Below are 11,056 nucleotides of genomic sequence, written 5' to 3'. Positions count from 1 at the left end.
AATGGGCCGCCGCCGCGAACCTCGGCCGGAAAGCCAGCTTTTGCGAACCGCGAAATACGATAGACTCGTCGCCAGTCAATACGCCGCCCCCGGGCGTCTTCGTCTGCCATTCAGCCCATCGATGCGCTATTCGGTCGAAATCAGAAAGTTTTTCTACAGCCAGTACTTTTTCGGCGGCCTGCGCATCGCGGTCGGCGTGTCGCTGCCGGCCGTGTTGTGCCTGATCGTGTTTCACAACCGCGAGCTCGGCTTCACGATCTCGACGGGCGCGCTCGGCGCGTGCGTCGTCGACATGCCGGGCCCGCTCAAGTACAAGCACAACGAAATGCTCGCGTGCAGCGTGATCGGTTTCCTGGCGGCGCTCGCCACCGGCCTCGCGACACCGAACATCTTCGCGCTGTGGCTCACGATCGTGCCGCTCACGTTCGTGCTGTCGCTGATCGTCGTCTACGGCAACCGCTGGCCGCAGATCAGCTTCGCGACGCTGTTCATGATGGTGATGACGCTCGAGGAGAAGTTCACGCCGCTGCAGGCGTTCGTCAACGCCGGCTGGATTCTCGCGGGCGGCCTCTGGTACACGTACTGGGCCACGCTCGTGTCGCAGTGGCAGGCGCGCCGGATCGAGCAGCAGGCGCTGGCCGAAAGCCTGTTCGCCTGCGCCGACTACCTGCTCGCGCGCGCGCAGTTCTACGATCTCGACGCCGATCTCGACGAGTGCTACCGCAATCTCGTCGCCCGGCAGATCACCGCGGTCGAAACGCAGGAAACCGCGCGCGACATCGTGCTGCGCAACCTGCCGAAGCTGCGGCGCGGCAAGCTCGATCCCGGCCGCACGACGATGTACAACCTGTTCATCAACAGCGTCGATCTGCACGAGCTGTTCGTCGGCGCGCACACCGACTACCCGCTCGTGCGCAACACGTTCGGCGGAACGGACCTGATCATCTTCTACCGCGACCTGATCCGCAAGGCCGCGGCCGATCTCGAGGAGGTCGGCCTCGCGGTGCTCGAAAACCGCGCGCCGCATTCGCACATCAGCGTGAAGGCCGAGCTGCGCGCGATCGAGTACGAGATCGAGCTGATGCGCAAGAAGAACTTCGCGGCCACCCACGCGGAAGCCTATGCGGCCGTGGTCGCGACGTTCCGGCGCATCTGGAGCGCGACGCGCCTGATCGACCGGATGCGCCGCAACCTGTCGGGCCGCGCCGATCCGCAGCAAACCGAACTGAAGATCGACAAGGCGCTCACGCGCTTCCTGCAGCGCCGCCGCCTGTCGCCGCTGCTGATCTTCTCGAACCTGAACATGCGTTCGCCGAGCTTTCGCCACGCGCTGCGCGTGACGATCGCCGTCGCGGTCGGCTTCTGGATCGGGCGCCTGCTGCCGCTCACCAATGCATACTGGATCGTGATGACGACCATCATCATCCTGAAGCCCGGCTACTCGCTGACCAAGCAGCGCAACGCGGCGCGTATCGTCGGGACGCTGATCGGCTGCGCGGCGAGCGTCGCGCTGATCTACACGGTGAAGGACACGCACCTGCTGATCGCGATCATGTTCGGGTCGATGGTGATGAGCTACAGCCTGCTGCTGTTCAACTATGCGGCGAGTGTCGTGTTCACGTCGTCGTACGTGCTGCTGATGTTCCACCTGCTCGCGCCGGGCAGCATGCGGATCATCGGCGAGCGCGCGATCGACACGGTGGTGGGCTGCATGATCGCGATCGCCGCGAGCCGGCTGTTCCCGTACTGGGAATACCGGCTGATGGGCAAGCTCGTCACCGACATGCTGAGCTCCACCCGCAAGTATTTCGAGGCCGTGTGGCGCGCCGGGCGCGGCATGTCGCCGCCGACGGTGCCAGCCGCCGACGGTGCCGCCGTCGTCGCGGGCGTCGCCGCGGCGATCGAATCTCCGGCGGCCAGCCTCGACGACGACTACCGCTACCGGCTCGCCCGCAAGGACGTGCACATCGCGTTCGCGAACCTCGGGCAGGCGTTCCAGCGGATGATGATCGAGCCGAAGGCGCACCAGCGCTTCGTGCCCGAACTGAACGACCTGCTCGTGCAGACGCACGTGCTCGGCGCGCAGATCACGGCGGCGGCGCCGCTGATCCGCAGCGCGTGCGCGGCCGACGGCGGGCTCGTCCACGACGACGCGCTGCAGCGCGGCCTGGCCGCCGTGCTCGACAATCTCGAGAAGGCCGAAGCCGGCGAGCCGCCGCCGGCTGACCAGCTCGAAGCATCGAAGCAGATCACGCGCGATCTCGATGCGATGGTCGTGTCCGCGGAAAAATCCGATGCGGTCGGCGCCGAGCTCACGCACGACCTGAAGGTGCTCGCGCACCAGTGCAAGCAGATGCTCGCGTCGTCGCTGCTGATCCGCAAGGACGCGAGCGTGATCCGGCTGCCCGCCTGAGCGCGGATGTCCGTGTTCTACGCGCGGATCCGCCCGAAATTCGCGCCCGCGTCACGTTGACGCACGGCCGACCTGTCGATACGGCGCGCCGGTTTCGGCGCGCCTTCCGCTGACCCGGTTCCGCACGGCGCCCGTCGCACCGGAAGCCGCGAATCGACGCCGTTCGCCTGCCGCGCGCGCGACCCGAGCGGGCCGCGCACCGGCACGTCAGTGCGACGCCGCGCTCGCGGCCTCGGCCGGATGGGCCTCGTCGTACGCGTGCTTCTGCGAAATCGCGTTGTACAGGATCGTCCCGATCACGAGCAGCACGGCCACGACGATCAGGATGCTCACATTGCGGACAGGGTTCTTCTTGCGCTGATCGTTCATGGTCGGTGCTGCTCCGTCAAATTCCTCGAAGCGGGCATTCTACGCGCTTGCGCCCGCGCCGGGCCGCCCCGTTCGCCGGCCTCCGTCCCCGGCTTCTCCCCTGCTTTCCGCAAGCTTTCGTTTGGTAATCATTCCCATTTCGATTTAGAATCCAGAATCTTTCACTTTGTAATGTTCCGGGTCGCTCGGGCGGCAGGCGCGCCCCGGAACGCTCCCTCGTCCACCTGCCCCACCGGAGTCTCCATGTCGAATCCGCGCACCCGCCTGCTGCCGCTCGCCGGCGCCCTCGTCCTGGCCGCGGCCGCCTTCGCGCCGCTTGCCCAGGCAGCCGAGGAAGTGAGCCTGTACACCACCCGCGAGCCGAAGCTGATCCAGCCGCTCATCGACGCGTTCACGAAGCAGAGCGGCGTCAAGGTCAACACGGTGTTCGTGAAGGATGGCCTGCTCGAGCGCGTGAAGGCGGAAGGCGCGCAATCGCCGGCCGACGTGCTGATGACGGTCGACGTCGGCAACCTGCTCGACCTCGTCGACGGCGGCGTCACGCAGCCGGTGCGCTCGAAGGCGCTCGACGATGCGATTCCCGCGAACCTGCGCGGCGCGAACGGCGACTGGTACGCACTGTCGCTGCGCGACCGCGTGCTGTACGTCGAAAAGGACCTGAAGGTCGATGCGTTCCGCTACGAGGAGCTCGCCGATCCGAAATGGAAGGGCAAGGTCTGCATCCGGTCGGGCCAGCATCCTTACAACACGGCGCTCGTCGCGGCGATGATCGCGCATGACGGCGAAGCCGCGACCGAAAAGTGGCTGCGCGGCGTGAAGGCCAACCTCGCGCGCAAGGCGACGGGCGGCGACCGCGACGTCGCACGCGACATCCTCGGCGGCATCTGCGACGTCGGCCTCGCGAACGCCTACTACGTCGGCCACATGAAGAATGCGGAACCCGGCAGCGATGCGCGCAAGTGGGGCGACGCGATCAAGGTCGTGCGTCCGACGTTCGCGAATACGAAGAGCGGCGGCACGCACGTGAACATCAGCGGCGCGACGGTCGCGAAGCACGCGCCGCACAAGGCCAATGCGGTGAAGCTGCTGGAATACCTGGTCTCGCCCGAAGCGCAGGCGCTGTATGCGCAGGCGAACTACGAATACCCGGTGCGCGCGAACGTGAAGCTCGACCCGGTGATCGCGAGCTTCGGCACGCTGAAGGTCGACCCGCTGCCGCTCGCGGATATCGCGAAGCATCGCAAGCAGGCGAGCCAGCTCGTCGACAAGGTCGGCTTTGACAACTGACGCATCGCCTGCCCGCGCGGTGCGCGAGCCGCGCGGTCCGCGTGCGCGCCTGTGGCCGCGCGCGGGCAGCCTGTGGCTGATCGCGGCGCTGGCGATCGCCGCGGCGGTCGCGGCGCCGCTCGCGGTGCTCGTGGCCGCCGCGTTCGACGCCGATCTCGCGCACTGGCGGCATCTCGCCGAATTCGTACTGCCGCAGGCGCTCGTCAACACGCTGCTGCTGCTCGCCGGCGTCGGCACGATCGTGTCGATCGTCGGCACCGGCTGCGCGTGGCTCGTCACCGCGTACGATTTCCCCGGCCGCCGGATCCTGACCTGGGCGCTGCTGCTGCCGCTCGCGGTCCCCACCTACATCGTCGCGTTCGCGTATCTCGACCTGCTGCATCCGATCGGCCCCGTGCAAGGCGCGATCCGCTGGCTGCTCGGCTTCGACAGCCCGCGCCAGTTCCGCCTGCCCGACCTGCGCTCGCTGCCCGGCGCGATCTTCGTGCTCGGCTTCGTGCTGTATCCGTACGTCTATCTGAGCACGCGCGCGATGTTCGTCACGCAGTCCGTGAGCCTGCTCGAAGCCGCGCGCACGCTCGGCGCCGGCCGCGTCGCGACGTTCTGGCGCGTCGTCGTGCCGCTTGCACGGCCGGCGATCGCGGTCGGCGTGAGCCTCGCGCTGCTCGAAACGCTGAACGATATCGGCGCGTCGGAATTTCTCGGCGTGCAGACGCTGACCGTGTCCGTCTATACGACGTGGATCACGCGCTCCGATCTCGCCGGCGCCGCGCAGATCGCGCTGGCGATGCTCGCGATCGTCGTCGGCATGATCGCGCTGGAACGCTACGGACGCCGCCGCCAGCGCTACGCGCACGGCCGGCGCATGCGGCCGATCGCGCCGCGCCGCCTGACCGGCTCGGCCGCGCTCGCCGCCGCGGTGCTCGGCTGGCTGCCGGTCCTGCTCGGCTTCGGCGCGCCGGCCGCGTACCTCGCGGTCGAAACGGCCAAGCGGCTGCACCTCGTCGGCGGCGTATCCGCGCAATTGATGACGGGGCTCGCGAACACGCTGACGATCGCGACCGCCGCCACCGCCGCGACGCTCGCGTGCGGGCTCGTCGTCGCGTGGGCCGCCCGCGCGCAGCGCGACAGCGCCCGGGCAGGCCCTGCCCGCCTGTGCGCGCGGATCGCGAGCCTCGGCTACGCGGTGCCGGGCACCGTGCTCGCGATCGGCCTGCTGATGCCGTTCGCGGCGGCCGACCGCCTGTTCGGCGCGGCGCTCGGCCGCGACGCGCTGCTGCTGATGGGCTCGGCCACCGCGCTCGTGATCGCCTATACCGTGCGTTTCCTCGCGATCCCGGCCGGCGGCATCGAGGCCGGCCTCGCGCGCATTCCGCCGTCGCTCGAACAGGCCGCGCGCTCGCTCGGCGAGACGGCGGGCGGCACGCTGCGCCGCGTCCACCTGCCGCTGCTGCGGCCCGCGCTCACGACGAGCGCGCTGCTGGTGTTCGTCGACGCGATGAAGGAATTGCCGGCCACGCTGCTGCTGCGCCCGCTGAACTTCGACACGCTCGCGACCTGGCTGTATGCGGAAGCCGCGCGCGGCACCTATGAAGAAGGCGCGGTCGCCGCGCTCGCGATCGTGCTGGCCGGGCTCGTGCCCGTGATCCTGCTCGCCCGCACCCGCCACAAGATCGGAGCCTGACACCGTGAACCTGCTCGAACTCGACGACCTCTGCGTCGCCTACGACACGCCGCACGGCCGCCGCACCGTGGTCGACGGCCTGAGCCTCGCGCTGCCGCGCGGCGACATCGGCTGCCTGCTCGGCGCGTCCGGCTGCGGCAAGACCACCGTGCTGCGCGCGATCGCCGGCTTCGAGCCCGTGCGCATGGGACGCATCGTGCTGGACGGCACGCCCGTCGCGGCGCCGTCGCTCGACGTGCCGCCGGAGCGGCGGCGCATCGGCATGATGTTCCAGGATTACGCGCTGTTCCCGCACCTGAGCGCGGCCGACAACGTCGCGTTCGGCCTGCGGCGCATGCCGAAGGCCGAACGGCGCCTGCGCGTCGCGGAGATGCTCGACCTCGTCGGCCTCGCCGATTCCGGCGACGCCTATCCGCACGAACTGTCGGGCGGCCAGCAGCAGCGCGTCGCCCTCGCGCGCGCGCTCGCGCCGTCGCCGGAACTGCTGCTGCTCGACGAGCCGTTCTCGAATCTCGACGTCGATACGCGCGAGCGGCTCGCGTTCGAGCTGCGCGACATCCTGAAGCACACGGGTCATACCGCGATCCTCGTCACGCACAACCAGGCGGAAGCGTTCGCGATCGCCGACCGGATCGGCGTGATGAAGGACGGCCAGCTTGCGCAATGGGATACGCCGTATGCGCTGCACCATCATCCGGCCAGCCCGTTCGTCGCGGATTTCGTGCGCCGCGACGCGCTGGCCGACGAACGCGCACGCGCGCTGGCGCGCGGCCGATGAAGCGGCGCCGCCGGCGCGGCGGCGCGCCCGTCAGGTGGGCTCGGCCAGATCGCGCACGGGTAGCGCGGTCGAATACTTGATCTGCTCCATCGCGAACGACGAACTGACGTCGAACAGCGGCACCGTGCGAATCAGTTGCTTGTAGACGCGGTCGTAGTCGTCGATGCCGGCCACCACGACGCGCAGCAGGTAATCGGTCTCGCCGCTCATCCGGTAGACCTCGACCACTTCCGGCATGTCGCGCACCGCCTGCGTGAAGCGCTGCGCCCATTCCTCGGTGTGCTGGTTCGTGCGGATCGCGACGAACACGGTCGTGCCGACGCCGAGCTTGCGCGCATCGCACAGCGCGACCTGCGCGCGAATCGCGCCGGTTTCCTTCAGCCGCTGCACGCGCTTCCAGCACGGCGTCTGCGACAGGTTCACGCGCTGGGCCAGCTCCGCGATCGGCAGCGTGGCATCCGTCTGCAGCAGCTCCAGCAGCTTGCGATCGATGGCGTCCATTTCTCCATTCCCTCGTCGATAGAAATTTATTCTATTCATCCTGCCCAACGGGGAACAATATGAAAAGTGTCCGCGCGCGTCGACCAGTGTAAATACCGATCGGCCACGCGCTCGCCGCGCCAAACGAAACAGGCGACGCCACCCGCGAAGCGTGGCGTCGCCTGACATCGCCGCGCGTCGCGGCTTGCCTGCCGCGCGCGGGCCGGCGCTCACACGTCGCCGCCGGCCGTCGCGCCGCTCAATACGCGACCGTCGCGATCTCACGCACGAAGCTGTCCTGCTCGAGCGCGTCGACGAACGCGACCGCGTAGTCTTCCGCCGAGATCTTGCTGTTGCCTTGCGCGTCGACGATCAGCTTGCCGACGCCCGTGCGGAACGTGCCCGTGCGCTCGCCCGGCGCGATCAGCGCGGCCGGCGCGAAGAAGGTCCAGTCGAGATCCGCAACCGTCTTCAGGTAGTCGAGCGCGTCGCGATGCGCGAGCGCAACCGCCTTGTACGCTTCGGGGAAACCTTCGGTGTCGACGAGCTGCTTGCCCGGCGCGACTTCGAGCGAACCGGCGCCGCCCACCACGACGAGCCGCTTCAAACCGGCCTGACGCGTGCCGGCGACCAGCGCCTTCGCGACCGCAACGACCTGCGCCGCATCTTCCTGCTTCGGGCCGTACGCGCTTGCGACGACGTCATGCCCCGGCAGCGCGGCCGCGATGCTGGCCGCGTCGAACAGGTCGGCCGCCTTCGCGGTGATGCCGTCGCCGGATGCGCCCGGATGGCGCGACAGCGCGGTGACGCGGTGGCCGCGCCGCACGGCTTCCGCCGCGATGCGCGAGCCGATCATGCCGGTGGCGCCGAACAGCGCGATATTCAACGAACGTTGCGTCATGTCGATTCTCCAGAAAAGAAAATATGTAACATAGTTAATTACATATAAGATCGAAAAAAACGGGGCGAAGCCCCCGTTGCGCCGACCGCCGCGCGTACGCGCCGTCCGGCTTCCTGCCCTGCCTGCCCGCGGTCACCCGCCGGCGTGCGCCGCCCGCTGCGTGCGCTGCTCCCGATCCAGCATGTCGGTCGTCACGTCGACCAGCGTGCGCGTGGCGAGCGACGCTTCCATCGCGCGCTGTGCGTCGCCGATATAGCCGGTCAGCGCGCTCTGGATGTGCCGCCCGACGAGACACGCCGGATTCGGCGCCTCGCGGTGCAGCGCGAACAGTTGCGCATCGTCGACCGCGCGATACACGTCGAGCAGCGTGATCTCGCCGGGCTCGCGCGCCAGCAGCGCGCCGCCGCCCGCGCCGAGCTGCGACGTGGTCAGCCCTGCTGCCGCCAGCATCGACAGCAGCCGGCGAATCAGCGCCGGATTCGTATTCACGCTGCCCGCGATGACGTCGGACGACAACGGCACGCCTTCCTGCATCGACAGCAAGGCAAGCACGTGAACGGCAAACGCGAACCGGCTGCTGGTATTCATTCCTGACTCACTCGGCGACGCCGGCCCGACCCGCAACCGGCGACATGTGTAACCATGATAATTACATTTTGCGGATCGTGCAAGCCCGCGTCATTCGCCGCTCGCGGGTTTCGCCCCGGCGGCGCTCTGCTGGCTCCACTGCTGGAGTTTCTTGCCGGCTTCGGCGATCTTCGCGCCCGCTTCGGAAGCCGCATGCGCGACGACCGCGGACGCCGCCGCGTCGATCTGCGCCTGCGCAGCCGACGCGAGGCCGCTCGCGGACAACGGCGGCACGGCCGACGCCGCGGACGCGATGCCGGCCTTCGCCGCGTTGATCTGTTGATTGACGGTGCTCGCCACCTGGTCGAGCGCCTTGGCCGCGTTGTTGGCGGCATCGGCGGCCGCGCTCGCGGCCGTATCGGGTTGCGCGGTCGACGTACCGGACTTCTCGCAGCCCGCGAGCAACAGCAGCGCACCGGCGGCCACGGCCGCCAGCACGGACCCGGGCACGCGACGCGCCCGCGATGTCTTCATGTTCATCAGCAATCTCCGGCCGCACGTGGCGCGACCTCGTGGTTGGACCGGTGTCGATGATACCGCCTGTGGAACAGGCCCAATGACGACCCGTTGTTAAAAATGCCTTTCAATTTCGGATTCGTCTGATTCAATCGAACGCGCCACGCCTCTAGAGTGGGCACGCCTCAATTCACTTCGTACGTGCCCCCTTTTTCTTCGTCATGGCTTTCCTCATCGATTGGTTCATCGTCCTGGCCGCGCTGCTCGCCGCCACCCTGTTCCTCTGCCTGCGCGCGCCGTCGGCGCGCCGCCTCGCCGAATCGGGGCGCCCGCGCCGCATCGCGTCCGCGCGCCTGCTCGCCCAGGCCGTGATCGGTTTCTGGACGGCCGCGCTGATCGTCGCGCGAGGCATTCTCGGCGCCGATGGCGACGGCCAGTCGCTCGCGGGCTTCGCGGCGCTCGCGGTCGCCGCGATCGGGCTGTCGGCCGTCGCCCTCTACTGGTCGGCGTGCGCGCTGCGGCTGCGCCGGCCGCCCGTGCTGTTCGCGCGCCACTGACGCGCCAGATCGGTGCGTGAGCGGCGCACGCCGCGCACCGCTTCATTCGGCGTACGCACCAACTTCGTCATAATCGCACCACAAACGCGCATCCGGCGAACCGATTGGCGGCCGGCGGCCACGCCCCGATCCCGTGCACGATTCACCGGCATGCCGCATCGCACGGTACCCGGGCACCAATTTCACGCAGTCATTCACCAGCCTGGCTCGATACTTGCATTCCTCGCCCGTTTTTTGCGCAAGGAAGCCACGGCATGGATGGTCTGAAATCCGGCGTCGACACACTGTTCCTGTTGATCGGCGCCGTCATGGTGCTCGCGATGCACGCGGGCTTCGCCTTTCTCGAACTCGGCACGGTCCGCAAGAAGAACCAGGTCAACGCGCTCGTGAAGATCCTGGTCGACTTCTCGGTGTCGACGCTCGCGTATTTCCTCGTCGGCTACACGATCGCGTACGGCGTCGAATTCTTCGACGACATCGGTTCGCTGTCGCAGCACAACGGCTACGCGCTCGTGCGCTTCTTCTTCCTGCTGACGTTCGCCGCGGCGATCCCGGCGATCGTGTCCGGCGGCATCGCGGAGCGCGCGAAGTTCAATCCGCAGCTCGTCGCGACGCTGATCATCGTCGGCTTCATCTATCCGTTCTTCGAAGGGATCGCGTGGAACGAGCGCTTCGGCGTGCAGGCCTGGCTCGCGCACGCGTTCGGTGCGCCGTTCCACGACTTCGCGGGCTCGGTCGTCGTGCATGCGTTCGGCGGCTGGGTCGCGCTGCCGGCCGTGCTGCTGCTCGGCGCGCGCCACGGCCGCTATGCGAAGGACGGGCGGATCGCCGCGCACCCGCCGTCGAACATCCCGTTCCTCGCGCTCGGCGCATGGGTGCTCGCGGTCGGCTGGTTCGGCTTCAACGTGATGAGCGCGCAGACGCTCGACAAGATCAGCGGCCTCGTCGCGGTGAACTCGCTGATGGCGATGGTCGGCGGCACGCTCGCGGCGTGGGTGGCCGGCCGCAACGACCCGGGCTTCACGTACAACGGGCCGCTCGCGGGCCTCGTCGCGGTCTGCGCGGGCTCCGACGTGATGCACCCGATCGGCGCGCTGGTCACGGGCGCCGCGGCCGGTGCGCTGTTCGTCGCGATGTTCACCTGCGTGCAGAACCGCTGGCGCATCGACGACGTGCTCGGCGTCTGGCCGCTGCACGGGATGTGCGGCGCGCTCGGCGGCCTCGCGGCCGGCGTGTTCGGGCTGCCCGCGCTCGGCGGGCTCGGCGGCGTGTCGTTCCTGTCGCAGCTCGTCGGCACGCTCGGCGGCATCGCGATCGCGACCGCGGGCGGCACGCTCGTCTACGGCGCGCTGAAGGCGACCGTCGGCCTGCGTCTCGATCGCGAAGCGGAATTCGACGGCGCCGACCTGTCGATCCACCGCATCTCGGCCACGCCCGAGCGCGACTGAGCGCAAACGCTTGCGACCGGCGTTCGTCCGTTCACCTGACGGACGCCCGACACATC

Annotated in this window: 11 protein-coding genes; 6 read left to right on the top strand and 5 right to left on the bottom strand. The window is 68.7% G+C overall.

What is annotated here, in order from left to right:
* Positions 1 to 121: 121 nt before the first annotated feature.
* Complete coding sequence (locus CFB52_RS05980; protein ID WP_099316234.1) at positions 122 to 2,413, top strand: FUSC family membrane protein; 2,292 nt, start codon at positions 122 to 124, stop codon at positions 2,411 to 2,413.
* 207 nt (positions 2,414 to 2,620) lie between these two features.
* Here CFB52_RS05980 and CFB52_RS05970 read toward each other — a convergent pair whose 3' ends face one another.
* Positions 2,621 to 2,782, bottom strand: a complete 162-nt coding sequence (locus CFB52_RS05970; protein ID WP_006476417.1) for a hypothetical protein — start codon at positions 2,780 to 2,782, stop codon at positions 2,621 to 2,623.
* 243 nt (positions 2,783 to 3,025) lie between these two features.
* On the opposite strand from CFB52_RS05970, the gene CFB52_RS05965 reads away from it, so the two are divergent.
* The 3 genes from CFB52_RS05965 to CFB52_RS05955 are packed head-to-tail and all read left to right on the top strand — an operon-like array spanning position 3,026 to position 6,531.
* Positions 3,026 to 4,069: a Fe(3+) ABC transporter substrate-binding protein gene (locus CFB52_RS05965; RefSeq protein ID WP_060011463.1), complete on the top strand. Its 1,044-nt coding sequence runs from the start codon at positions 3,026 to 3,028 to the stop codon at positions 4,067 to 4,069.
* The gene (locus tag CFB52_RS05960) at positions 4,059 to 5,753 is read left to right on the top strand and encodes an iron ABC transporter permease (protein WP_060011461.1); all 1,695 of its coding nucleotides are present in this window, start codon (positions 4,059 to 4,061) and stop codon (positions 5,751 to 5,753) included. Before CFB52_RS05965 ends, CFB52_RS05960 begins: the two co-directional genes overlap by 11 nt.
* A gap of 4 nt (positions 5,754 to 5,757) precedes the next feature.
* Complete coding sequence (locus CFB52_RS05955; protein ID WP_059644073.1) at positions 5,758 to 6,531, top strand: ABC transporter ATP-binding protein; 774 nt, start codon at positions 5,758 to 5,760, stop codon at positions 6,529 to 6,531.
* A gap of 30 nt (positions 6,532 to 6,561) precedes the next feature.
* On the opposite strand, the gene CFB52_RS05950 is transcribed toward CFB52_RS05955, so the two are convergent.
* From CFB52_RS05950 to CFB52_RS05935, 4 genes are all read right to left on the bottom strand, one after another.
* On the bottom strand, positions 6,562 to 7,032 hold the full coding sequence (locus CFB52_RS05950; protein ID WP_099316233.1) for an Lrp/AsnC family transcriptional regulator: 471 nt from the start codon (positions 7,030 to 7,032) through the stop codon (positions 6,562 to 6,564).
* Positions 7,033 to 7,270: 238 nt separating this feature from the next.
* Complete coding sequence (locus tag CFB52_RS05945) at positions 7,271 to 7,912, bottom strand: NAD(P)-dependent oxidoreductase (RefSeq protein ID WP_059644071.1); 642 nt, start codon at positions 7,910 to 7,912, stop codon at positions 7,271 to 7,273.
* Positions 7,913 to 8,044: 132 nt separating this feature from the next.
* Positions 8,045 to 8,500 (bottom strand): Rrf2 family transcriptional regulator, encoded by a 456-nt coding sequence (locus CFB52_RS05940; protein WP_059573941.1) that lies wholly within the window; start codon positions 8,498 to 8,500, stop codon positions 8,045 to 8,047.
* A gap of 90 nt (positions 8,501 to 8,590) precedes the next feature.
* A complete protein-coding gene (locus CFB52_RS05935) occupies positions 8,591 to 9,019 on the bottom strand; it encodes a hypothetical protein (protein ID WP_059573942.1) in 429 nt (142 codons plus the stop codon).
* Between the two features lie 197 nt (positions 9,020 to 9,216).
* Between CFB52_RS05935 and CFB52_RS05930 the strand changes: the two genes are divergently transcribed.
* Both CFB52_RS05930 and CFB52_RS05925 read left to right on the top strand, forming a co-directional pair.
* On the top strand, positions 9,217 to 9,552 hold the full coding sequence (locus CFB52_RS05930) for a hypothetical protein (RefSeq protein ID WP_099316232.1): 336 nt from the start codon (positions 9,217 to 9,219) through the stop codon (positions 9,550 to 9,552).
* Positions 9,553 to 9,806: 254 nt separating this feature from the next.
* Complete coding sequence (locus tag CFB52_RS05925; protein ID WP_060313379.1) at positions 9,807 to 11,000, top strand: ammonium transporter; 1,194 nt, start codon at positions 9,807 to 9,809, stop codon at positions 10,998 to 11,000.
* The last annotated feature ends 56 nt before the right edge of the window (positions 11,001 to 11,056 follow it).

Source organism: Burkholderia sp. AU18528 (genome assembly GCF_002223215.2).
GTDB lineage: Bacteria > Pseudomonadota > Gammaproteobacteria > Burkholderiales > Burkholderiaceae > Burkholderia > Burkholderia semiarida.
The sequence above is the reverse complement of the archived record's forward strand: the minus strand, read 5'-3'. Positions and strand labels throughout refer to the sequence as shown.

Excerpts from the sequence above, each read along its gene's own strand:
- CFB52_RS05980 (WP_099316234.1), top strand. The coding sequence starts at position 122 with ATGCGCTATTCGGTCGAAATCAGAAAGTTTTTCTACAGCCAGTACTTT.
- CFB52_RS05925 (WP_060313379.1), top strand. The coding sequence starts at position 9,807 with ATGGATGGTCTGAAATCCGGCGTCGACACACTGTTCCTGTTGATCGGC.
- CFB52_RS05940 (WP_059573941.1), bottom strand. The coding sequence starts at position 8,500 with ATGAATACCAGCAGCCGGTTCGCGTTTGCCGTTCACGTGCTTGCCTTG.
- CFB52_RS05930 (WP_099316232.1), top strand. The coding sequence starts at position 9,217 with ATGGCTTTCCTCATCGATTGGTTCATCGTCCTGGCCGCGCTGCTCGCC.
- CFB52_RS05965 (WP_060011463.1), top strand. The coding sequence starts at position 3,026 with ATGTCGAATCCGCGCACCCGCCTGCTGCCGCTCGCCGGCGCCCTCGTC.
- CFB52_RS05970 (WP_006476417.1), bottom strand. The coding sequence starts at position 2,782 with ATGAACGATCAGCGCAAGAAGAACCCTGTCCGCAATGTGAGCATCCTG.
- CFB52_RS05945 (WP_059644071.1), bottom strand. The coding sequence starts at position 7,912 with ATGACGCAACGTTCGTTGAATATCGCGCTGTTCGGCGCCACCGGCATG.
- CFB52_RS05950 (WP_099316233.1), bottom strand. The coding sequence starts at position 7,032 with ATGGACGCCATCGATCGCAAGCTGCTGGAGCTGCTGCAGACGGATGCC.
- CFB52_RS05935 (WP_059573942.1), bottom strand. The coding sequence starts at position 9,019 with ATGAACATGAAGACATCGCGGGCGCGTCGCGTGCCCGGGTCCGTGCTG.